Here is a 23,806-nt window from a genome sequence, read left to right on the forward strand (position 1 = left end):
TAAATTTTCTTTCAATTGCATTTAATCCTTCCGTTTCTTAATCCTGCCGATACACCGAGAACCTCTTGAATCATAATCACACTTTACAAATATATACATAAGTTCTATCGTTAAATTAAGTTTATCTCTGTATCACAATCATGAAAGGCGGGTTACCATGACAAAAAGCGGTTTAACAGCGCATGAATTATTGGAATTTTCATTCTTATCCGATCCGCAGCTGTCCCCTGACGGCAAATGGGTTGTATTTGTGAAAAGGATCATAAATGATAAAGAGAAATATCAATCCAATTTATTTATTTTAGAAGTTGATACCAAGCAAGTCACCCAGTTTACGCAAGGCGATGTTTCCGATACACAGCCAAGATGGGCAGCTGATGGGCAAACGATTTACTTTGTATCGAATCGCTCTGGCAAACAGCAACTTTGGCGGATTGCGTTTACAGGCGGTGAAGCAAGTCAGGTTACTTCTTTCAAGCGAGGTGCTTCTCAACCTGTTTTGTCAGCAGATGGAAAGAAGGCAATCGTCACCGTACCGCTCACTGTAACAGACAGCCTGGAAGACAAAGAAACACAGGAGGATGAGAAATTAGAAAAACTAAAGCCATATATCACAACAAGTTTACAGTACAAGTCAGATGCCAAAGGCTTTTCAGATGAGACATTCCAACATTTAGTATTGATCGATCTGGAAACAAACGCTGCATCACTCCTGACCGATGGAGCGTATGATCACCACTACCCTGCTTTCTCACCCGATGGCACGCATATAGCCTACAGTGCGAACCGGTCGGAGGATCCTGAGCAGACGTTCTTCTCAGATATCTATCAGCTTGATCTAACAACACATCAGACCAACAAATTAACGGCTAGTGACAAGTCGCTGCGCATGCCAAACTACTCGCCTGACGGGAAAAAACTGTCCTTGCTTGGAGATGATATGTCATCTTCAGGAGCCACACTTACAAAAGTTTGGACGCTGGATTTGGAGACCATGGCACTCACATGCTTAACAGAGGCTTGGGACGTTGAATGCAGCGATGTGGCAATCAATGATATGGGGGCAGGTACGGCAGGCAGTGGTGCTGTCTGGAGTAATACGGATGATGCTGTATACTTTTTGGCAAGCGAAAATGGATCAACGAATATATTTCAAGTGACGATAGATAAGCAAATCACAAGAATAGTCGGCGGCAATCGCCAAGTGTATGCTTTCAGCACCGATAAAGATCAAACCCGGTTTGTATATGCAGTCAGTCAGCCGGATATTCCTGGCGATTTGTATGTAACATCGGTTGCAGATGAGGATGAGCAGCGGCTTACGGCAGTAAATGAACAACTGCTGCAGAAAAAAGCCTTGTCTGTACCTGAAGAATTCCGTTTTAAAGCTGATGATGCTATCGACCTGCAAGGCTGGATCATGAAACCGACTGATTTCGAGGAAGGCAAAACCTACCCTCTTATCCTTGAGATACACGGCGGCCCGCATGCGATGTACGGCCATGCATTCATGCACGAATTCCAGGTGCTCGCCGCTAAAGGCTATGGTGTCCTGTACATAAACCCACGCGGCAGCCACGGTTATGGCCAGCAATTCGTCGATGCAGTCCGTGGTGACTATGGCGGTGGGGATTATCGGGATGTGATGGCTGCAGTGGATGATGCGCTGGAGAGTCATGATTGGATCGATGCTGCTCGGCTTGGCGTGACTGGCGGAAGCTATGGCGGCTTTCTGACGAACTGGATCGTCGGTCATACAAATAAATTCAAAGCCGCTGTCACACAGCGTTCGATCAGCAACTGGCTCAGCTTCTACGGCGTAAGTGACATTGGCTACTTCTTTACCGAGCGCGAGCATAAGACAAACATCCTGGAAAACCCCGAGGAATTATGGAGAGTTTCCCCGCTCCGTTATGTGAAAGACATCCAGACACCTTTGCTGATTCTGCATAGCGAAAACGATTATCGCTGCCCGATTGAACAGGCTGAACAATTATATGTGTTGTTGAAGCAATACAAGAAAACAACACGTTTTGTACGTTTCCCAGAATCGAATCATGAACTATCCCGAAGTGGAGATCCCGGGTTGCGGATTATCCGACTGCAAGAAATGACCAACTGGTTTGATGAATATCTGATGTAAAGTCACAAAAAGAACCAGATCTGAAAGTCAGGTCTGGTTCTTACTTGTTTATGATCTCGATCGCAAATCATCAAGCGATTTTACAACAGTATGCGGAATTGGTTTCCAGTCGATTTTCTTGAATAAAGCTACGACGGATATTGGCAGATACGTAAACAGGAAGAGTGGGAAAGTGAAAAGATATAAAATCTTTTTCCAGTTTGGACAGCGGATTTTCTTCCACTCCAGGATGGTTGTAATGAGACCGAGTCCAAATAGGAGACTATAGATCCACAGGACACCGATTGTACTCACCATGACATAGGTATAGAACAATCCTTCCCCTTCGAAAGGAACGAGTAAAAGTATCAATATGTTCCCGATGATGCAGAGCATGGATACAACTACTACCGGCATGACTGTCATCATCATATCGAAGCAGGAGAAGCGGTATCCTTTGCCGCGAATCATGCCTTGGAACAGTTCTTTCCCGTAATTCATGAATACCTGGTAAAATCCCTTGGCCCAGCGCAGCCGCTGCTTCCATGACTGGCTGAAAGTGGATGGCTGTTCATCATAAAAAACAGCACGGCTGCAGTAGCCGATCTTTTCACCCTTGATGATCTGGGAGACGGTGAATTCAATATCTTCAGTCAGTAGATGATGCACCCAGCCGCCGTTTTCTTTGATGACATCAGAATGCACCAAAAATCCGGTCCCTGAAACGGCACAGCTTGTATTCAGATACATCCTCGGGCGGTTAAGAAGTTCTGCTTCATACAAGAACCAGAGGGCATACCCGGATGTAATCCAATTCTGGTCATAGTTTTTGGAATTACGGTAACTGGTGATGACCTTATAGCCTTGGTTGAAAGTTTTATTCATTTCGGCAATATAATTCTCATCCAGGAGATTGTCAGCATCGAACACAAAGTATCCATCGTAATGCTTGGAAGCATAATCCGTGCCGATGATGTTAAGTAAATAATCCAGCGCATAACCCTTGCCAACTTGTTTTTGATTAAAGCGTTCTGCAACGATTGCCCCTGCTTCCCTGGCAATCTGGGCTGTTTGATCTGTACAGTTATCAGCTATCACGAAGATATCGTACAATTCCTTCGGATAATTTTGATTCTTTATCGTTTCGATGAGTTGCCCGATGACGACCTCTTCATTTCGTGCCGGAATCAAAAATGCGTATTTGCGAAGCGGTACCTCTTCCTTTTCCGGATGTCCTGCTCTTCTCGCTTTGAATGCAACAATGATATACACAACTTTGTACACGAATACCAAGGTGAATACCATACCTATGTAAAAAATAAATTGACTCAAAATATCTAACACATCTCTGACCATCATACACCTCACATCTCAGAATCTAGCCTGGTAACACAGTTTTTGGATTTCTCTTTTTGCATGACTGATTTATTGCTTATCCATTTCAGTTACGAATCAGTGAAAACTTGTAAGCTCCAGACCCATTCCTTACTTTGCGACTGAATTCCATGCTGCAAGTAAAGTCTTTTTTTCTCGGTGAAATACCTTGATAGCGTCATTCTCTTACTCTTACAGAAATAGTTCTCTCACTTAAAATCCACCACCAGCAGATCATCAGCAGGTGGCGTGGGAACTGCCGATTTTTTGAAGGATAGATACAGAAATCGCGATAGGTAACTTTCAAAATGCTTGTATCTGTACCCATATACAGAATGTAACAAACATTACCAGCTTTCTAAAAGGCTATTCTTATTAAGATTTTATTAACTGTTTTAACATAGCGTTAAAATTTCGCCAGTCAGCAGGATTTTATTGCATGTGTGTCATTCTTGGATACCTCACGTCATATCCTAGATAAGATTGCTTGTTCCAAGGGGATTTGCTTCCTATCCTTCTTGGGGTTTCCGTGGACACCCTGCTTAATTTGTTTCCATTTTGTTAAATTTGTTATTGACAGTTGTCTTAAAATTAACTATTATCATTCTTATCAAACAAAAGAATATTCTTATCAAGAGAGACCGAGGGACAGGCCCGATGACGTCCAGCAACCATCATTTCATGAAAGGTGCTAATTCCTGCAGAGTGATTCATTCTGAGAGATAAGGTTTAGATTAAGAGCCTCTTTCTGATGATGAAAGGGGCTTTTTTGTATATATCTGTTCGCAAAGGAGACATCTATCGTGCTTAAACTAGAAGACATTCATAAGTTTTACGGCAAAGGCAAAGAGAAAAAAGTTGAAGCACTGAAAGGGATAAATCTAGAGGTTGAGAAAGGGGAAATATTCGGCGTAGTTGGTTTCAGCGGTGCCGGAAAAAGTACGCTGATCCGTTGTGTGAACCTGCTGGAGCGCCCGACTTCCGGAAAGGTCCTGATAAATGGCGTCGACCTTCTGACCTTGAGCCCCAAAGCTTTACGTGCCCAAAGAAAGAAGATCGGGATGATCTTCCAGCAGTACAATATGCTGGAATCCAAAACGATTTTTCATAATGTTTCGATTCCTCTGATCTTAGAGGGAAGACCAAAACAAGAGATCAAGGAAAAAGTGGAGCAGCTACTTGATTTCGTCGGGTTGAAAGATCGCATCGATCATTATCCGAATCAGCTCTCCGGCGGGCAGAAACAGCGTGTCGGCATTGCCCGGGCCCTTGCGACGGATCCTGACATCCTGCTGTGTGACGAAGCGACTTCCGCTTTAGATCCGAATACGACAGAAGCTGTCTTGGATCTCCTGCGCAAAGTCAGGGATGAATTCGGCCTGACCATCTTGATGATTACACACGAAATGAACGTTATCCGTGATGTATGCGATAAGATGGCTGTCATTGAAAATGGTGTCATTGTAGAGCAAGGTCCTGTCATTGATGTATTCACTGAGCCGAAGACGGAGATTGCTCGAAGCTTCGTGCAGACTGTCTTGAATGACAATCTGCCGAATTCGGTCAAAAAGCTGATTTCAGATAGCAATCAGGTTAGCAATATTTATCGGATCATATTTAAAGGCGCTTCCACTGGTGCGCCTCTACTTTCAACGACAGCCAAACAATTCGCAGTCGATCTGAATGTGATTCACGGATTGATCACCGAGCTGCAAGGTATACCATTTGGGAATTTGGTTGTGCAATTCAGCGGTGATCAGCAAGAAATCCAGCGTGCTGTTCAGTTCATCAGTGAACAGGAAGCCGTAATCAGGGAGGTGTCGGACAATGCCATTTGATTGGTCTTGGTTCTGGACAGAATATTTCAACGCAATCAACCAGACGCTTTATATGGTCATCGCAGCACTGATCATTTCAGTACTCATCGGAATACCGATCGGCGTCGTTCTCGTTTTGACAAGGGAAAACGGAATCTTGGAAAATGTCATCTTATTCAATATTTTGAACATCATCATCAATATCTTTCGCTCCATTCCGTTCATTATCCTTGTGGTTGCAATTATACCGTTCACGCGCTTGATTGTCGGAACAGCAATTGGTACCACAGCTGCCATTGTGCCGCTCGTCCTGTACACAGCCTTTTATATCGGTCGCCTGGTGGAAAACTCACTGCTTGAAGTCGACCACGGCACAATCGAATTGGCTCAGGCCATGGGAGCAACACCTTGGCAGATCATTTGGAGATTTCTTCTGCCGGAAGCACTCAGCTCTATCGTCTTGGCATTGACGATTGCTACCGTCGGTTTAATCGGTGCATCCGCAATGGCTGGTGCAGTCGGTGCCGGAGGGATAGGTGACTTAGCGATAACATATGGATATAACCAGTTCCAAACAGAAGTCATGATCATAACAGTCATTACGCTGATCGTCTTTGTACAGCTCATTCAATCGCTCGGAAACATCCTGGCCCGGAAAATCCGCAGAAAATAAGGCACTAACAAAAAAACATTTGGGGGAAACATGACTATGAAAAAACTTGCAGGAATCCTAATTGCTTTGCTGCTTATCATCACTGGCTGCGGCGCTAACGCTGGAAGTGACGGCAATACAGTGAAAGTGGGAATATCTTCAGCCGAAACACCAACTTGGGAACTTGTTCAAAAGCTGGCGAAAGAAAAAGATATCAACATCGAAATTGTAAAATTCGATGACTATGTACAGCCAAACCTAGCTTTGGACAGCGGCGAAGTTGATATCAACGCATTCCAAACAGTCGTATATTTCGATAGTTTCAAAGAACAGCGCGACTTGGACCTGACAGCTATCGGAACAACTGCTATCTGGCCAATGGGTATCTACTCCAAGCAAATCAAAAACATTGATGAACTGAAAGACGGCGATCAAGTCACTATCCCGAAAGACCCTACTAACTTGGGAAGAGCACTTCTATTACTTGAAAAAGCTGGCGTGATCACTTTGAAAGAAGGCTTCACTGGTGCAGGCGGACTGGAAAACATTGAAGAAAACCCGAAAAACCTGAAAATCACTGCAGTCGATGCAGGTCAAACAGCACGTTCCATGGACGATGCAGCTGTTTCCATCATCAATAGTAACGTAGCTATCAGTGCAGGTCTTAACCCAACTGACGACCCTGTCTTCCGCGAAGACGCAAGCAATAAAGCATATATCAATATCATCGCTTCCAAAACAGATCGCAAAGATGAAGAGAACTTCAAGAAAATCGTTGATATCTATCATTCTAAAGAAGTGACAGACTTCATCAAAGAACATTATAAAGGTGCTGCTGTACCGGTTGTGGAGCCAATCTCCTACCTTGATGATTACAAACAAAATTAATACAAAGATGGCCTGTCTTCTCTCAGACAGGCCATTGCTATATCCGCATATGGAAATGGAGTGACGCAACATGACAAATGAAAATGAATTTGAAGTGGCTATTATCGGTGCTGGCACGATGGGCATGGCGGCAGGCGCTTATTTAGCACAGCAAAACGTAAAGACCGTCTTAATCGATCGATTTGACCCGCCGCACCACAGCGGGAGCCATCATGGCACTACCCGTATGATCCGTCACGCATATGGTGAAGGCAGGCAGTACGTTACCTTGGTAAAACGAGCGCAGCAATTATGGGAGGAACTAGAGAAACAAAGTGATCATCGTATTTTTGAAAAGACAGGCGTACTTGGATTAGGTCCAAGTACTTCCACCTTCCTTGAAGAAACAAGAAAGTCTGCCGAAAAATATGATCTGCCCCTGGAAGTGCTGAGTGCTCAACAAATAAAGGACAAATGGCCCGGCATTTCTATACCTGATGATTATATCGGCTGTTTCGAAACAGATTCAGGACTGATATACAGCGAGAATGCTATCCAGGCGTATAGGGGAATTGCCTTGGAACACGGCGCGCAGCTTATCACCGATACAGCTGTTCAGCAAATCGATATAACTGACAAGAAACATATCAAAATCGTCATGCCCAATCAGGTTATTTCTGCTCAAAAGGCCATTGTGACAGCAGGTGCATGGGCAGCCAAACTGCTTCCAGACCTTAAGCTGCCGATTCAGCCATACCGAAAAGTCGTCGGTTGGTTCGAAGCTCCCGAAACACTTTACCATGCAGCCAATTTCCCGTCCTTTTATATAGAAGATAATGAAAAAATGTTCTATGGATTCCCTGATTTGAACGGGGAAGGACTCAAACTGGGGAGAACAGACGGCGGACAAAAAATCGATCCTGATCAGCATACACAGAATTTCGGCGCTTACGAAGAGGATGAACAGGAACTCCGCGATCTCCTGCAAACATATATGCCAAAAGCGGACGGCTTATTGAAGCAAAGCAGCACATGCCTGCTCACCCACTCACCAGATCATGATTTCATCATTGATCACCACCCCGAAAACGAAAATGTGGTCATTGCCTGTGGATTTTCCGGCCATGGCTTTAAATTTGGAAGTGTCATGGGTGAGGTGTTGAGTCAGCTTGCTGTGGATGGGGAAAGTGAATATGATCTTTCTTTGTTTGCGCTGAAGCGGTTTGGTTTATAATTTCGAACCCCTCGGGATATTGATCTTTCGCGGTTTCTGGCTCCCACCAAAAAAAACTTCCTGCCTGCATTTGCTATAATTTACTCTAAATGTTATGATGAGTTTAATTATTTTTGTTCGGTGTAAGATTTGCGAGAAGAGAATATCCTCAAAAGATTTTTTTATCATAGATAGTATGTTTGAACAAGGGTAGTAATAATTGTGGGACATCCCACCAGGAGGCAATATTATGGAACAAGGTACAGTAAAATGGTTTAATGCAGACAAAGGATTCGGTTTTATCGAAGTTGAAGGCGGAGAAGATGTATTCGTACATTTCAGCGCTATTCAAGGCGAAGGCTTTAAATCATTGGACGAAGGTCAAAAAGTAACATTCGATATCGAACAAGGTCAACGTGGCGCACAAGCTGCTAACGTTAACAAAATATAATCATTTGAAAAAAGACTCCATCTGGAGTCTTTTTTTATTACTCGTGATAATTACATATACATTCTTTACAGCACTATAATATGATTATTCGGGCAAAACTAAAGTATGGACGCATGGAGTGACTAGTCAGGGGAATATAAACATATAACAGAAAAGTTATCAGAATAACGAAAGGATGAGGATTATGCCAACAGAATTATTTCGTACTGGGGAAATAGTCACCATAAGAAAATCGAATGAGTTAGTAACAATCTTAAAAAGTCATTATGTAAAAAATATGAAAAAGCACTCTTATGTAGTCAATAAATATCCTAGTACTTTTTTCTTTGAAGAGGAACTAATGAAACATGAGGAATCTTGAGCAAGGTTGATGTCACTTATGTATGCCGGTTGAAGTCCGCGCTGAAAATAAAGCGACCGCTTGCCCATAGGTTCTTTGGATAAAAAAGAATAGGTGGATTGTTTATGGTTGCAGAACGTAAATATGCTTTTTCTTCGTTTTCAATTAATATAAATGGCATTATCAAATGATTAACGTGTATTCTTCAAGATAAACTCAGCGTTAAGATTTTAACAGATCATTATTTTCCAGCTGATTTATATCCAAATACGAACACAAAGGTATCAGATTATGCTAGATGTTATTTAAAGGCGGCATTACTTCTCAACTCTTTTTCTTTAATAGCTTCTTAGGGTTTTCTGCTCTGATATTCTGTACTACACCACATTCCTGACACAGGGTATAAATCTTTGGTGTTCCAAAGTGAAAGTTAGTATCAAGTGGTCTTAAATTAAATCCATCTGTTGCTTCAATGAATTTTTCGCTTTTACAGTTTACGCATTTCATATTATCACTCCTTATATTATTTACGTTTCGGATATTAGTTTTGTTTCATATAATCAATTTCCGCACTTGAGATGTTTACTTTTGGGATGATTCATTTCATTATTAAATGCAAAAAAGCCGACCGTATAATGGCAGCTTTTTTGCATGAATCGTCTTATTTATTGCTTCCCTTTTTTAACCCATTCCGCTACAGAAACTGTACGCTTCGCTTGATGCTTCACAGCTGCTTCCACATCCTCGATCATCTTACCATCTTGTCCGACAGTCACGCTTGTGCCGTAAGGATTGCCGCCTGCTGCGAATAGAACTGGATCTGAGTAGCCTGGTGTTGCGATGATTGCTCCCCAGTGCATCATGGATGTATAGAGGGAAAGCAATGTTGCTTCTTGTCCACCGTGCGGGTTTTGTGCGGATGTCATGGCGCTGACTACTTTGTTGACAGTTTTGCCACTTGCCCATAGACCGCCTTGGATATCAAGGAATTGCTTCATTTGGGATGGCATGTTACCAAACCGTGTTGGAACGCTGAAGATGATAGCGTCTGCCCATTCCAAATCATCCGAAGATGCTACCGGGACGTGTTTTGTTGCTTCGACTTGTGCTTTCCATGCCGGGTTTGCGTCGATGACGGATTGCGGTGCAAGCTCTTGAACTTGTAGTACTTTCACTTCTGCTCCCGCTTCTTTGGCTGCTTCGGCTGCCCATTTTGCCATTTGATAGTTCGTGCCGCCCATGCTGTAATATACAACTGCTAATTTAACGTTTTCCATTGTGATCGTCTCCTCTGTTTTTCCGAATAATTTATTTAAGAATCCCATATGTTTACACTCCTCTTATTTATAAGCAAAATCCATTTTCATATAAGACCTCCCCTTGATTGCTTCAAACTTACTGCTGCAATTCTGTTGGTGACAGTCTCTATTTCGAGATATCTGGATGAACTTCCTTCTGGAAGAAGTCAACAACATCAATCCAATTCTCTTACTTCAAACGGAAGAACATGATTTTCAATCTGGCGGCGTTGTGGTTCGTACTGCACTGGCAGCATTAATTTTTCGCCCATGTGTTCTTGCGGCTCATCGATTGCAAATCCCGGCGGGTCAGTGGCAATCTCGAAAAGAATTTGGCCATGCTCACGGAAATAGATGGCATTGAAATAATTACGATCCTGCACGCGTGTCACGCCGTAGCCCAAGCTATCGACATACTCACTCCACTCAAGCTGGTCTTGATCATCGCTTGCACGCCATGCGATATGGTGGACAGTACCGACACCCAATTGACTTCTTCCGCTCGTGGTAAGCTTGATGTCGATGATATTACCGATGTCACCTGCTGCTTTGTAGCGGACATATTCTCCTTCCTCTCCAACCTTTTCCAAACCCATTTGTTCAAGCAGTTCTGCTGTCGCACCAGGAGTCCTTGAATAAAGCGTTGCGCCGCCAAATCCTTTGATGGCAACATCCGGCGTCACACCACCAAATGTCCATGTATTGTTCTCGCCTGCTTCTCTTTCCACGATCTCCAAATGCAGTCCATGTACATCGTCAAATTGCAAAGATGCCTCGCCAAAGCGTTCCGTTTTCGTATAAGCAATCTCGAATTTCTCCAGTCTGCTTTCCCAGAATGGAAGTGCTCCTTTAGGCACTACATAAGACGTGACGCCAACCTGACCATCGCCAATTTTGCCTTGATAGGCATTTGGCCAAGGAAAGAACGTGATGATGGTGCCTGGTTTTCCTTTTTCATCACCAAAGTAAAGATGATAAGTACCAGGATCATCGAAGTTAACTGTCTTCTTAACGAGGCGTAGACCTAGCACACCAGCGTAGAAATCGGTATTTTCCTGCGGATGTCCTACAATTGCTGTGATGTGGTGAATGCCTTGCGTTTGCTTTGTCATTTGAATTCACTCCTTATTTTTATTGATACGTAACAAATTCACTAATCGGTCTGCGATATCCTCTTGGTTTTCTGCTTGCCGCTTTTTCTTTCCCGATGGTAAGCATCAAGACAGCTTCATATTGTTCCGGCACTTGCAGTATTTCTTTTATTTCATTTGCGTCAAAGCCAATCATCGGACAAGTGTCCCAGCCTTTTTCCTTGGCAGCCAGCATGAAGAGCATGGCGGAAAGCGACGCATTGCGGATTGCTTCATCGCGGTGGAATTCCTTTCCCCTTTATTCATAGAAGGAGACGGTATCTTCCACCATCAAATCGTATTCCTGTTTGTTGATGATACCCAACAGGTTCAGGCCTTTATAAATGTCAGCAGCTTGATGAAAGGCTTGTTTATCGCCTAGTACCCAGATGACAGCCGATGCGCTTTCCACCTTGTACTGCCCATTCGCTGCGTCTTTTATTTTCATTTTCTTTTCCGGGGCCGTCACAACTACATAATTCGTGTGCTGCAGGTTGAATGCCGATGGACCCAGTTTCACTAGATTAAAGATTTCATCTAATTCTTGTTTCGAGATTGGATGTTCCGGAAGAAAGTTGCTTGCTGATCTTCTTTGTTCCACTAACTCATTGAATTGTGTCATCTCTTCTTCATCCCCTCAATTTACCTCGAATTCGAGATAATTGACCAAAAAAATATAAAATAAATTACTTCGAATTCGAGATAATTATTCAAAAAAATATGAGGTTACAAGAAGATGTTTTTATCTCGATTTCGAGATAATTATAGCGTACATCAATTCAACCTGTCAACAGCTTTTATTACGTTTTCTTCTACATGTAAAAAGACCGGCTGAAAACGCCGGCCTTTCCCCCTTTAGACAGATTCTCTTCTTAATGCCACGTCCGGTCGATTCCAGTTTTGCATCCAATTGCGGACTGCTGTCACCATGATGATAACCCCCAGAACCAGCATGATGATCGACAGGATACCATTCAAAACATTGTAGCCGGCTGCGTCTGCATTCAGATACACATTCGTCACCATCCAGTAGCCTGCGTAGTTAACCGTCACATACAAATACGCAAGCGGGATCAAGCAGGTGAGCATATAACGGCGTCTATCGGCAATCTTCAGGATGATGGTCGCACCAATGATCAAACCAATCGATGCCATCAACTGGTTGGATACACCAAACAGTGCCCAGACAGAACTGATATCGCCTGAGAACAGCAGGTATCCCCACAAGAAGCAGGCCAGTGCACTGGCGAAAATATTGCCTGGCAGCCAGTCGACGCGTTTCAGCGGCTTGTAAAAGACACTGCCGAAATCCTGTATCAGGTAACGTGCGACACGTGTGCCGGAATCAATCGCTGTTAGGATGAACAATGCCTCGAACATGATCACAAATTGGAAGAAGAAGGATGCTAAATTGTCGAACCATGATATCGAAGTGAAGATAAAGGTCATCCCGACGGCAAGCGTGACGGCTCCCCCCGTCCTTCCTTCCAAATCAAGCCCGATGGACTGGCTCAAACTCGCAAGATCCACGGTACTCATATTCAGCGTCTGGAATACTGCCGGAGTTGAATTGATTGCGAAATAGTCCCCAGGATGAAGGGCAGTTGCTGCAATCAAAGCCATGATCCCGACAACACATTCTACAAGCATCGCACCAAAGCCGACTGGTTTGATGTCACTCCAGCGATTGATCATCTTAGGCGTCGTACCGGAACCAACAAAGGCGTGGAATCCAGATATTGCACCACAAGCAATCGTGATGGAAATGAACGGCCACACCGGCCCATTCATCACTGGACCGCCTCCGCCGATGAACTCGGTGAATGCTGGCATTTGAATTGCCGGATTCACGATGAAAACACCGAGGATCAAAGCCAGGAATACGCCGATTTTCAAGAAACTGCTCAAATAATCGCGTGGTGCAAGCAACAGCCATACAGGCAATGCTGCCGCAAAGAAAGCATAAATCGGTAAGATAATGGATAATGTCTTTACATCTAATGTTAAAAAGTCCCCAAGTGGTGTATCCACGATAAACGGACCGACAAATACACCTGCCATGATAAGTGCGAAGCCAACGATAGTCGCAAGCTTCAAGTTACCTGTCTTACGGTGATACAATCCAACTGCCATGGCGATTGGAATCGTGATTCCAACCGAGAATGTCCCCCATGGGTTTTCTTCCAATGCATGCAGCACGACCAGGGACAATCCAGCCATCGTGATCGTGATGATGAACAGCATCGCAAGTCCCGTACAGAAACCAGCTACCGGACCTAGCTCGCGCTTGGCAATCTCTGCAACGGACTCACCCTTTTGCCGCATCGATGCGAACAAGACGACCATATCATGGACAGCTCCCCCGATAACCGCTCCAATCAACAGCCATAACAAACCTGGTAAGTAACCGAACTGCGCTGCCAAAATTGGACCTACAAGCGGTCCTGCCGCAGCAATAGCCGCGAAATGGTGACCAAATGACACCCACTTGTTCGTCGGTACATAATCCTTGCCATCTTCCAGCTCATGCGCTGGCGTTTTCTTTGAATCGTCCAGCTTGAGCACCTTCACAGCCATGAATGTGCCATAAAGACGGTACACAATCATGAGTATACAAATCGAGCCAATCACCATCGTAATCGCATTCATCTCTTTCCGCCCCCTCAAGCAGAAGTTATTTACCACTTCACTATACGGGACAAATTCAACTTTGATAGCGTTTACATTTTAGAATGTGGAAAATGACCGCTGAGTTGCAGGATTAATGGGATGAAATACAAGAAGAAGCCACCATCGTGACTTCCTGTTGAAAGATTTTGTCTTTTACCGAGATAAATAGAGAGCTAACATACGAAGGTAGAGGAACTTCTTATGACACAATTCTTCTTAGTTTCGTATAAACAGACATGACGACAAAAATGGCTGTCGGCAATGCAATTCCTCCAATTAGCATGGATAGTAAGAAGCGGGCTGTTCGCCCTAAGTCATCGGCAACGAAAAATATGATAACTGGGATAGAAATAAGAGCCAATACAGCTAACGTTCTTATTATCTTGGCTAAATACTGTTTTCCGCCAGCTTCCCATTTATTCGTATACGTCGCACCGACAGTCATAGCACCTGGAATGGCAAGCATCGTGAATGCAATCGCTATTACCATCATTATTACACTTAAGGATCCCGAGCTATTTAAAGCTACAAGCCATGTGAGTAGAGAAATACAAATTAGTGAATATGCCAGCCACTCCATTGAATGCAAGGAGTTTTGATGCTTCTCAGCTACTGATTCACGATCACTGTATATCGGCTTTGTACCAGGTTCTGCACGAAACAAGTGTATATAACCTTCTGACGCAATATGCGTCCAATTGGAGGATGCAAAATAGTCAAAGTACTCCTCAGCTTCTCCTTCTTCCAGTGAGCGATAATCAATACTGTAGACATAATCCGCACTTGGTCCTTTTTCAAGTGTATATCCCATAAACTTGAAGCTGCTAACATGCCAGCCTTTTAAGGAGTATTTGCGTAATTTCTTCATATCCTTTTCTTCAGCAAAAGCCAAGCCGCCTGACATCACATATTTACTCATTCATCTGCCTCCCTTAGTCCAATTTCCGCCAATTGAATCATCAGTTTTCTCAGCTCCATGTCTGCCTCCAATACTTCTTTGCCTTTTTCGGTAATCAAATATGTTTTCCTTCTTGGATTCGATCCATCGTATAGATAAATCCATTCCTGCTTTAGAAGTTTTTTTATGATTGTGTACATGGAAGCTGGCCCTATTGCTATTGCTCCCTTTGTTCTTTCTTCAATCAGGCTCATGATGGCATATCCATGCCGCGGCTTCGTCAAAGCAGCCATGATATTGAACATGGAATCCGTTAATTGCTCCGTACCTTTCAACAAGTCACCCCCTATACCCTTTTGGATATATCACATAATGATATATTGATTTGTATTCAATATATCATTATGTGATATAAATGTCTACAGGTATATCAAAAATTGATATAAAAATGACTAGCGCTTCTTGACATCCATTTAACTGGGAATGTTATGCTGGGTTTATGCGAAACTATACAAGTAATATCTTATTTTTCACCGCCGGCTTATCCATGTTGATTTTCGGTATCCTCTTAGATTACACCTTACTTGCATTTGGACTTACTTCCCTGCAATTCATTGCCGCCATTATTTTTCACGGCCGAAAAAAAGCCCGGACTGATTGATCTGTCCGGGCTTACTTGTTACCGACTTCTTTTTGTTTCTTCTTATACCAATAGCTAGCGAAATTTCCAAACTGCTGCAATCATCGTCTTATTCGATAAAGACCTTCATGCTTATATATGCGCTGTTCTGGCTTGCCGCGTATTATTATCCAGAAGCAGAGATGCTATCTTGCTCCCCCTTCCACTATGATAATAGGGATTCATCCGACGGTACTGAACTAATTTCCTTTATTCCCTATCAGGAAAATATAATAGCTGCTGGTATAACATAAACGAGTACGGCGATAATCAGGAATCCAATCATGACGCACCCATTGATAAGCCAAAACTTCTTCTTTGCCGCTTTAGATTGAGAGCGCGGTGATCCGATCCATGTGAAAAGGACATATGACAGCCCGATCAATAGAACGAATCCAGAACCCATAAGCAGCAGCATTCGTATCAAAGCTTCAAAAAAAAGTTCCACTTCCCTGTTGAATGATTCGATCGATTGCCATACTTCACCTAAACCATAGTCCTCCTCTGATGAAGGTTCTTGCAAATCAGTTGATGTTTTCACTGGCTCCATTTTGCATCTCCTTTCCTATAACATACCGATAAAGCGTAATGCATTCGCAATCTGTATTCCCACAATATAAGCCGAATATTTCTTCTACGAAAAAATCGAGAAAAAGTTTGTTTTATTATGGGACTATTGTTATATAATGTTATAGCACAATCACTCTAGCAATCTACCTTGTATCATTACTTCATATATACTCCGTGCATCCAAGAACGCATCCATGAGAAGGAGATCGGAAAGTGACAGAAAAGAAAAAAGAAGAGTCAAAGAGCAAGCGCCTGCAGCGGCTTGTGGAAGCTGCCTATCCCAGTGCCCATTTCATCGAAAGTACAGAGCTACCTGGACGGGAAGGTAAAAGTGATCTAGGTATCTTCACTGAAGAAGCTTTGCTTACATTCAACTTGGATTTTGGCGGTAATCTGCAGCAAACAGGCGAACTCATCTGGGTGGAAGGCGCAGCAGGAGAAGTTGATCATTTTGCCATGCATTCAAAGTTTCGGATTGGTAATCAGCATTTCCGTGTGATCAATAATGGCAAAGCCATTGCTGCTTTCCTGGTTAGTCGTTTGCATATGCAAATCGTGACTGTCGAACGAAAATGGCATCAGAAAATACTCGGGTTCCGTTCCGGCAAGAAGTGGAAAAAGATTACAGCTGTCCTTATCTATTTATTGATGTTTTCTGCTCTTGTGAATCTGTTCGGACCAGACGAGGATAAAACTGCCACCGCAACCAATGAGACGTCTGAAAAAGTAGCTGCGAAGACAACCGAAAAAGCTGCGGAGCCAGAAAAGGAAGAGGAACAACCCGATTCTGATGAAAAAGCAGCAGAAAAGCCAAAGGCGTCAGAACAAGCTACAGAAACCGAAAAGCAGCCTGTTAAAGAAAAAGCTGATAAAGATGCAGCAGCCGCTTCTGCCACTGCTGTTGCAGCAACATCCAAGGCAACAAAAACGAATGGTTCCACGGATCGTGTGGAAGTTACACTTGTCAAAACTGTCGATGGCGATACGATCAAGGTGAACTACAACGGCAAAGAAGAGACTGTCAGGTATCTGCTGATCGATACGCCCGAAACGAAGGATCCGAATGAGTGCGTACAGCCTTTTGGTCAAGATGCTTCCGACCGGAACAAACAGCTGGTGAACAGCGGAAAGCTTGAATTGGAGTTCGACGTTGGGGAACGGAAGGACAAGTATGGCCGCTTGCTGGCATATGTTTATGTAGACGGCAAGTCTGTCCAGAAGACATTGCTGGAAGAAGGCTTGGCTCGAGTCGCGTATGTCTATCCGCCTAACACAAGATATCTCGACGACTTTGAAGCCGCTGAAGCAGCAGCAGAAAAGAAAGGAAAAGCTGTATGGAGTACAAACGGATACGTCGGTGATAAAGGTTTCAACGGATGCGTGAAAGAAAAGGAAGAGACACCATCACCGGCTCCAAAACCGAAACCAGAACCACAACCAAAACAAGAAACGAGCACACCTAAAGAACAGGAAACCCCGACTCCATCATCGGGAGGAAGTGCTGAATTCTTCCAAAACTGCACAGAATTGCGCAAAACCTATCCAAATGGTGTAGACAGCTCACACCCTGCTTATCAAGCAAAAATGGATCGGGACAAAGATAATTTTGCCTGCGAAAGATAATGAAACGATGAGGAGCAATCCTCGTCGTTTTTGTTTTGAGAAGGATAATTGCACATATACTCATATGGAGGGGGCAACAACGTGATCAAGGAAAACAATAACAATGGATACTTTGCTCTTCCACATCAAAACAGGGATTGGAAATCACGATGACAAAAGCAAACCTTTCCGGTATCATTCCGATATTCCCTTGTCCGGATATGCAATCGACTGCAGATTTCTACGGTAAGCTAGGTTTCGAGTCGGCACCTAACACTTCTAGTTCAGAGCCGCATATCCGGCTTAATCGAGATGACATTGATTTGATCCTGACACAATCAGCTCTTCAAAGGATCTTTCCGAATCGCATCCAGTATGGTTATGGAAATGATGCTTATTTCATCACGGAGAAGCAGGCTGCCATGCAGCAGGAATTGGTAGACAAAGGTATTACTATCGTCCGTCCTTTAATGCTGACAGACTACGGCCATAAGGAATTCGTGTTTGAGGATAATGATGGCAGGTGGATCGCAGTTGGTAATAAAACTATATAAAAAGACCGTTTTCCCTGTGGAAAACGGCTATTTTCATGCGCGATTCTTAAGACCATCATTTGCTTGCTCTGGTTTGATCGTTTTGATTTTCTTTATAAAGTAATAATGCTTAATCAGACCAAGTACAATCAAAACTATTTTTACCAACCATATATCAATATAAAATACCGAAAACAGAATGAAGGCATCCGCAATGACGTTGATACGGATTTTCTCTTTTAGCGTCATGCCTTTGTTTTCTTTGATTGCCAGTACATACTTTGTATAGAAAGTGGTGCTTTTAAACCAATCATCGATTTTTTTGGAGCTTTTCGCATAGCAAAAAGTCGCCGCCATCAAAAATGGTCCGCCAGGCAGTACAGGCAAGACAATTCCCGCAATACCAAAGCCCAAGAAGATTGTTCCAAGCAAGAAGAATAAGGCGTTCTTCAGTTTTTTTATGATCATCACCTAACTTTATAAATACCTTTGCTTAACTCGCATTATATCAAATAAACACTATCATACGTAAGCTATTAACCAGCTAAACCCGCATCGATATTCCAACTGTAAGAAATCCGTCAATATAATGGGAAGAATTGAAAAAAGAGCATTTCCCATTCAGGAGAGCTCCCATAAGACTCACTTCTCTATTTGTTGGATTTCCATCCCTTTTTCCTTCAACAGTGCTTTTAAAGCAGAACGGAATGTTGCATAAGACTTGAAACCCTGGAAACCTGAATTGGAGAGCACGAGCTTTTGCACCAATTTAGCGGAAAACCCGACGAATATCGTTTCGACTCCCATCAGCTTCAGTGCGTCTGTCAGATTCTTTATATTATCACTAAGTTCGAGATAACCGATTTCATCTATATCCAGATAATTGATGCCGGTAAGATCGATGATGACCGTGTCTGTATCCGCTTCAGCAACACTGTTGACGATCTTATCCTGTATATGTGCAAATCGCTCTACAGAAAACGTCCCTGTCAGCGGCACAAGCATCGTATTTGGTACGATGGACGGAATCATCGGGGCGGACAATTCCTTGATCATGCCTTCATATTCTGCCAGTTTCCGTTTCAGCTGTTCGTTTTCCTGCAGTAACTCTTCTTTACTAGCTATGTTCCTCATCACCTTATTGTTCATTTTCCTTCTCTGTCTATAGCTGTATTATACACGCTCTAGACAAGATATAGAATAACCTACCCATTTTCGGTGGCAGTTAATCCACTGAGGAAGGAAGCAACCAAGCATCTTTATCTACAATTATCGACGAAAATGGTAAAATATTACGCAAGACAAAGGTAAAGGGGAAGTATATGGACAGGAGTTTGCTTGTTTTAGATCAGAATTTGACGGCAGCTTTGGAGGATTGGTATCGGTATATCCGGCTTGGAAAGCGGCAGAAGGCTTCGGATTTGTATCATGAGTTATCAGGACGGAAGGAAGAACTGAAGCAGGAGAATATGCTATATGCAGTGTACTTGCTGCTTTCCTGCAGATTTCATGTGCTTGTATCGGATTTGGAGACTAGTGATATGTACCATCGGGAAGCAGGCAAGTTGAAGCATTCCTTCGTACCAGCACTGCACTATTATTACTACCTTGCGCAAGGAATGCAATTGGTTGAGAAACAGGAATATATGGATGCGCTGGCTTCTTTTGAACAGGCGGAATCATATCTTTCTTCCATCGATGACGAAGTGGAACATGCCGATTTCCATTTTCGTAAAGCTATTACATATTATTACCTCGAGATTACATCCCTTGCTGTATTTCACACCGAATATGCAGTGAAAATCTTTGAGAAGTACCCAGCATACCGCTATTTGCTTGCACGCAGTGAGTTGATGCGAGGTCTGAATTTCATCGAGCAAAAGGATTTCCTGCAAGCAGAGAGCACTTTGAATGACGCACTATCGCATACCGATTTTGAGCACGAAAGTCACTTGGCGGCATTGATCCAGCACAATATCGGGTATTTATACTCCGTACAGCAAATGCAGCTAGCAGCTATTCCTTATCTGAAGGCAGCCAAGGATCATCGAACATACAGTGCCTATTTAAAGACATTGTTCCTGCTCGCTGATTGCTACTGGAAAACCGGGCAGCATGATTTGGCAATGGATGTTTATAAGGAAGGATTCCAGCTTAGTATCATGGAAAAAGATGATATATTGAAGTGGGAATTCGCCATGCTGCATAAAAAGTACGTTGACCGTGCGAATTTTGAGACAGTATGGATCGAAGCCATCGATTCATTCCGGAAATTGGGTGACAACCACAATGTCCGAAACTATAGCAGTGAACTGGCGGCATACTTCACCGAAAACGGACAAGACGATCTAGCGATTTATTATTATAAGCTTTCATTACAAACCTGACAGCAGCACGAAACGGCAGAAGTATGATGATAAGGAGGAGTATATGTCTCACGAAGAGGTTCTACTTACGCCGATTGCTGAGGGTGATAGCGAAGCTCTGCTTCCTATTTGGTCAGATCCTTCCGTTACCCAATGGACCCGTTACAGTACCTTGCAGTCATTGCAGGAAGTTAAAGCCCGCATCAAGCAGCTGGAACAGAAAAAGCATACAAGCAGGTATACCATTCGCAAAAGAGACGACCATACCGTTATCGGTACTTGCGGCTTCAAACGGTTGAATTTCCTGCACGAAACCGGTGAGATCGAGTTTGAGCTTGGCAGCGCTTTTTGGCGGCAAGGTTTCATGACAGCTGCGTTGCAGGATCTTTTACATATCGGATTCGAAAGGTTGGAGTTGAATCGGCTGGAAGTCAGGATCAATGCCGATAACATTGCATCCCAGCGATTGGTCGAACGTGCTGGTTTCCGCCAGGATGGCGTCATCAGACAGGGGCGGAAATGGCAAGGAAAATTCCAGGATGTACTCCTTTTCAGTCTGCTTCGAACGGAATTTTGCAGCTGAAACAACAAACCGAATTGCACCAGGCTTTTATTATAAGAAGCAGAATCGCTCAACAAAATAAAAGGAGGCTTCTGTTTAAGATGCCTCCTTTTTGATTAATTATTGATAAGTGCGCTCAATTCAGCTTGAAATACTTTCACTTCATCTTGGTTATATGTATTGATTTGCACTGTTACGATGCCATTACCTTTGCGTTTAGCTGCAAGATCGATCACTTCCACCACGACTTTCAATTCATCATCAGGGAAAACAGGTTTCAGGAACTTGACATTGTTCATGCCGGTGCCTGCTACGACTTCTTCCCCATAAATACCTTCTTCCACCCACAGTTTGAAAGAAGTGCTCATTGTCTGCATCCCCGATGCAATCAAATTGCCAAAGCGTCCTTCTTTCGCCTTTTCTTCATCTATATGCATATATTGCGGATCATATATTTTTGCGAAGTCGATGATATCTTGTTTGGATAATTTTATCGATTTCGTCTCGTAACGCTGTCCTATTTCAAACGCACTGAATTTCATTCCAGCACCCCTTCTCTGGCATTTTTGGCTGTAACACCAAATAGATTGATTAAGATGATTTTACATAATATTTTGCAGTGAAAGTCAGCTTATCATAAAAATTGTATAAGTTGAATCATTTGAAGTTTACATATATGTATATTAGGGTATTTAATATAAGTCGAAAAGAGCGGTGAATACAAGGACCATCATTTTCATGATGAAAAGCCTAGCTGTTTATACATTGAAGGATGGCAAGATGTGTTTGAAAAGAGTGACTATCTCCTTTACTTGCTGATTTATTTTATGTGAATAATTTCACTGGAAAAAAGCCCTTTTCAAGAACATGCGAAGAGCTTTTTTGCGTCAAATTATTTATCTTGCTGCGCGTTATGCTGCGTTTTCTTTCCTCTTCTTTCATAGTAGCATTCATTCGTATGAATAAGACGCTAATGGTGCACAATAACTTCACATACGAAGAAGATAACATTGAATCAAAAGTGGCGGTTCTTTTTCCGTTATAAACTTTGTGATAAACATGTCTGTAATACGTAAACCTTCCTCAGGCAGCTTTGCTGGTTTTTTGTAAGGAATGTGAAATTCCGCACAAAAATCAAGAGCAGAATCCAATGGTTTCTGTTTCTAATTCATTCGACTATATTTTTGTTATTCCTTGTATACCCGTAAACATGGAGTTGAAAAGATGAAATTCAACAAGAAAAAAATCAACGTGGTTGATATCAACCAAGCTAAGAAGAGTGTATTCGCTACTGGTGTAGGGAACGCGATGGAATGGTTTGATTTTGGTTTATATTCCTATTTGGCCGTGATCATCAGTCAAAACTTCTTTAGTGCAGTACAAAATGATCAATTGAAATTGGTCTTCACCTTCGCAACATTTGCGATTGCCTTTCTGATGCGTCCATTGGGCGGTATCATCTTCGGTAAGATCGGAGATAAATCCGGACGTAAAGTCGTGCTTACAACCACAATCATATTAATGGCTTTTTCCACGTTACTCATCGGTTTGCTGCCTACTTATGATCAAATCGGTATCTGGGCACCGATCCTGTTGTTAGTCGCACGTGTCATCCAAGGTTTCTCAACTGGTGGCGAGTACGCTGGTGCAATGGTCTATATTGCAGAATCTTCTCCAGATAACAAGCGAAATATCCTGGGTAGCGGATTGGAAATCGGCACACTGACAGGATATATCCTGGCTTCACTGGTCGCAAGCATACTTTTCGTTGCATTATCTGATGAACAGATGGCGTCATGGGGTTGGAGAATTCCATTCCTGCTGGGACTGCCATTAGGACTTGTCGGTATGTACCTGCGAAAAAGCCTGGAAGAATCACCTATTTACGAAAATGAAATTTTAAATAACGAAAGTAATGAGGAACCAGAAGAAGAAAGCTTTTGGTCTATCCTGAAAAATCATAAAAAAGACATCATCGTTTGTTTCACTGCTGTTTCATTCTTTAATGTGACAAACTACATGCTGCTGTCTTACATGCCTTCTTATTTGGACGAGGTCATCGGCTTATCCAGCACAACGGGTACCATATTGATTACTTGTGTCATGATTATCATGGTTCCACTCACATTGATGTTCGGTAAGCTCAGTGATAAAATCGGAAACAAAACTGTTTTCCTGATTGGTTTAGGCGGATTGACACTTCTTTCTGCACTGGCTTTCCACTTTATCAATATGAACGGTTTGATCTTTATTTCAATAGGTATTTTGATTCTGGGTGTACTGCTTGCGACATATGAAGGTTCTATCCCAGGGTCGCTGCCAACGATGTTTTACACAGACATACGGTACAGGACTCTATCCATTACCTTTAACGTTGCGGTATCCGTCTTCGGTGGTACTGCTCCATTGGTCAACACATGGCTTGTTCACCAGACTGGCAATAACTTAGCGCCTGCCTGGTATCTGACTATCGTGAGCATCATCGGATTCCTGGTAATTCTATTCTTCTTCAAGAGTACGTCAGGGAAGTCCTTAAAAGGGTCTTACCCAACTGTCGCTACTAAATCGGATTACAAAGAAGCTGTCGAGAATCCAGAAGATGCATTGTGGTGGAAAGCGGAACAAGAAGAAAATAAGCCGAATTGATATCGGCGCCGGTCAA

At 42.9% G+C, this 23,806-nt stretch carries 21 protein-coding genes, 3 pseudogenes and 1 riboswitch; of the genes and pseudogenes, 12 read left to right on the forward strand and 12 right to left on the reverse strand.

Annotation, left to right across the window (positions count from 1 at the left end):
• The first annotated feature begins 157 nt into the window (after nt 1-157).
• Nucleotides 158-2,143 carry a S9 family peptidase gene (locus SFC66_RS04375; protein ID WP_411217483.1) on the forward strand — a complete coding sequence of 662 codons (1,986 nt, stop codon included), beginning with the start codon at nt 158-160 and terminating at the stop codon, nt 2,141-2,143.
• A 48-nt stretch (nt 2,144-2,191) separates the two neighbouring features.
• Here SFC66_RS04375 and SFC66_RS04380 read toward each other — a convergent pair whose 3' ends face one another.
• Nucleotides 2,192-3,454, reverse strand: coding sequence for a glycosyltransferase family 2 protein (locus tag SFC66_RS04380; protein ID WP_411217484.1), 1,263 nt, complete (start codon nt 3,452-3,454; stop codon nt 2,192-2,194).
• A 667-nt stretch (nt 3,455-4,121) separates the two neighbouring features.
• Nucleotides 4,122-4,225, forward strand: a riboswitch (SAM riboswitch).
• A 74-nt stretch (nt 4,226-4,299) separates the two neighbouring features.
• On the opposite strand from SFC66_RS04380, the gene SFC66_RS04385 reads away from it, so the two are divergent.
• The 5 genes from SFC66_RS04385 (at nt 4,300) to SFC66_RS04405 (ending at nt 8,496) form a co-directional block, all read left to right on the forward strand.
• Nucleotides 4,300-5,334 (forward strand): methionine ABC transporter ATP-binding protein, encoded by a 1,035-nt coding sequence (locus SFC66_RS04385; protein WP_411217485.1) that lies wholly within the window; start codon nt 4,300-4,302, stop codon nt 5,332-5,334.
• Entirely contained in the window at nt 5,324-5,986 is a 663-nt protein-coding gene (locus SFC66_RS04390) for a methionine ABC transporter permease (RefSeq protein ID WP_411217486.1), read from the forward strand. The genes SFC66_RS04385 and SFC66_RS04390 overlap by 11 nt, the downstream gene beginning before the upstream one ends.
• Before the next feature lie 36 nt (nt 5,987-6,022).
• Nucleotides 6,023-6,853, forward strand: coding sequence for a MetQ/NlpA family ABC transporter substrate-binding protein (locus tag SFC66_RS04395; RefSeq protein WP_411217487.1), 831 nt, complete (start codon nt 6,023-6,025; stop codon nt 6,851-6,853).
• 70 nt (nt 6,854-6,923) lie between these two features.
• Nucleotides 6,924-8,066: an N-methyl-L-tryptophan oxidase gene (gene solA, locus SFC66_RS04400; RefSeq protein ID WP_411217488.1), complete on the forward strand. Its 1,143-nt coding sequence runs from the start codon at nt 6,924-6,926 to the stop codon at nt 8,064-8,066.
• A gap of 229 nt (nt 8,067-8,295) precedes the next feature.
• Nucleotides 8,296-8,496 carry a cold-shock protein gene (locus SFC66_RS04405; protein WP_038559445.1) on the forward strand — a complete coding sequence of 67 codons (201 nt, stop codon included), beginning with the start codon at nt 8,296-8,298 and terminating at the stop codon, nt 8,494-8,496.
• A gap of 664 nt (nt 8,497-9,160) precedes the next feature.
• Here the strand turns inward: SFC66_RS04405 and SFC66_RS04410 are convergent.
• From SFC66_RS04410 to SFC66_RS04445, 8 genes and pseudogenes are all read right to left on the reverse strand, one after another.
• Nucleotides 9,161-9,343 (reverse strand): hypothetical protein, encoded by a 183-nt coding sequence (locus SFC66_RS04410; RefSeq protein ID WP_411217489.1) that lies wholly within the window; start codon nt 9,341-9,343, stop codon nt 9,161-9,163.
• Between the two features lie 158 nt (nt 9,344-9,501).
• Nucleotides 9,502-10,113: an NAD(P)H:quinone oxidoreductase gene (wrbA, locus tag SFC66_RS04415; RefSeq protein WP_411217748.1), complete on the reverse strand. Its 612-nt coding sequence runs from the start codon at nt 10,111-10,113 to the stop codon at nt 9,502-9,504.
• Between the two features lie 197 nt (nt 10,114-10,310).
• Nucleotides 10,311-11,246: a ring-cleaving dioxygenase gene (locus SFC66_RS04420; RefSeq protein WP_411217490.1), complete on the reverse strand. Its 936-nt coding sequence runs from the start codon at nt 11,244-11,246 to the stop codon at nt 10,311-10,313.
• A gap of 19 nt (nt 11,247-11,265) precedes the next feature.
• A pseudogene (locus SFC66_RS04425) lies at nt 11,266-11,886 on the reverse strand (nitroreductase family protein).
• Nucleotides 11,887-12,119: 233 nt separating this feature from the next.
• Entirely contained in the window at nt 12,120-13,913 is a 1,794-nt protein-coding gene (cstA, locus tag SFC66_RS04430; RefSeq protein ID WP_411217491.1) for a carbon starvation protein CstA, read from the reverse strand.
• A 220-nt stretch (nt 13,914-14,133) separates the two neighbouring features.
• A complete protein-coding gene (locus tag SFC66_RS04435; RefSeq protein WP_411217492.1) occupies nt 14,134-14,853 on the reverse strand; it encodes a DUF2812 domain-containing protein in 720 nt (239 codons plus the stop codon).
• Nucleotides 14,850-15,167 carry a PadR family transcriptional regulator gene (locus SFC66_RS04440; protein ID WP_411217493.1) on the reverse strand — a complete coding sequence of 106 codons (318 nt, stop codon included), beginning with the start codon at nt 15,165-15,167 and terminating at the stop codon, nt 14,850-14,852. Before SFC66_RS04440 ends, SFC66_RS04435 begins: the two co-directional genes overlap by 4 nt.
• 564 nt (nt 15,168-15,731) lie before the next feature.
• Complete coding sequence (locus SFC66_RS04445; RefSeq protein ID WP_411217494.1) at nt 15,732-16,061, reverse strand: hypothetical protein; 330 nt, start codon at nt 16,059-16,061, stop codon at nt 15,732-15,734.
• A gap of 968 nt (nt 16,062-17,029) precedes the next feature.
• On the opposite strand from SFC66_RS04445, the pseudogene SFC66_RS17215 reads away from it, so the two are divergent.
• The 3 genes and pseudogenes from SFC66_RS17215 to SFC66_RS04460 form a co-directional block, all read left to right on the forward strand.
• Nucleotides 17,030-17,468 (forward strand): annotated as a pseudogene (locus tag SFC66_RS17215) (thermonuclease family protein); the annotation flags it as partial.
• 95 nt (nt 17,469-17,563) lie between these two features.
• Nucleotides 17,564-17,704, forward strand: a pseudogene (locus SFC66_RS04455) (excalibur calcium-binding domain-containing protein); the annotation flags it as partial.
• A gap of 149 nt (nt 17,705-17,853) precedes the next feature.
• Nucleotides 17,854-18,237 (forward strand): VOC family protein, encoded by a 384-nt coding sequence (locus SFC66_RS04460; protein WP_411217495.1) that lies wholly within the window; start codon nt 17,854-17,856, stop codon nt 18,235-18,237.
• 33 nt (nt 18,238-18,270) lie between these two features.
• Here SFC66_RS04460 and SFC66_RS04465 read toward each other — a convergent pair whose 3' ends face one another.
• Entirely contained in the window at nt 18,271-18,684 is a 414-nt protein-coding gene (locus SFC66_RS04465) for a YbaN family protein (protein ID WP_411217496.1), read from the reverse strand.
• 174 nt (nt 18,685-18,858) lie between these two features.
• Entirely contained in the window at nt 18,859-19,365 is a 507-nt protein-coding gene (locus tag SFC66_RS04470) for an STAS domain-containing protein (RefSeq protein WP_411217497.1), read from the reverse strand.
• 173 nt (nt 19,366-19,538) lie between these two features.
• On the opposite strand from SFC66_RS04470, the gene SFC66_RS04475 reads away from it, so the two are divergent.
• Together SFC66_RS04475 and SFC66_RS04480 are read left to right on the forward strand one after the other, a co-directional pair.
• Entirely contained in the window at nt 19,539-20,603 is a 1,065-nt protein-coding gene (locus SFC66_RS04475; protein ID WP_411217498.1) for a response regulator aspartate phosphatase, read from the forward strand.
• Nucleotides 20,604-20,646: 43 nt separating this feature from the next.
• Complete coding sequence (locus tag SFC66_RS04480) at nt 20,647-21,165, forward strand: GNAT family N-acetyltransferase (RefSeq protein ID WP_411217499.1); 519 nt, start codon at nt 20,647-20,649, stop codon at nt 21,163-21,165.
• 95 nt (nt 21,166-21,260) lie between these two features.
• On the opposite strand, the gene SFC66_RS04485 is transcribed toward SFC66_RS04480, so the two are convergent.
• On the reverse strand, nt 21,261-21,686 hold the full coding sequence (locus SFC66_RS04485; RefSeq protein WP_411217500.1) for a MaoC family dehydratase: 426 nt from the start codon (nt 21,684-21,686) through the stop codon (nt 21,261-21,263).
• A gap of 682 nt (nt 21,687-22,368) precedes the next feature.
• Here SFC66_RS04485 and SFC66_RS04490 point away from each other — a divergent pair.
• On the forward strand, nt 22,369-23,790 hold the full coding sequence (locus SFC66_RS04490; RefSeq protein ID WP_411217501.1) for an MFS transporter: 1,422 nt from the start codon (nt 22,369-22,371) through the stop codon (nt 23,788-23,790).
• The last annotated feature ends 16 nt before the right edge of the window (nt 23,791-23,806 follow it).

The sequence above is a fragment of the Terribacillus saccharophilus genome (genome assembly GCF_046592895.1).
Taxonomy (GTDB): domain Bacteria; phylum Bacillota; class Bacilli; order Bacillales; family Amphibacillaceae; genus Terribacillus; species Terribacillus saccharophilus_D.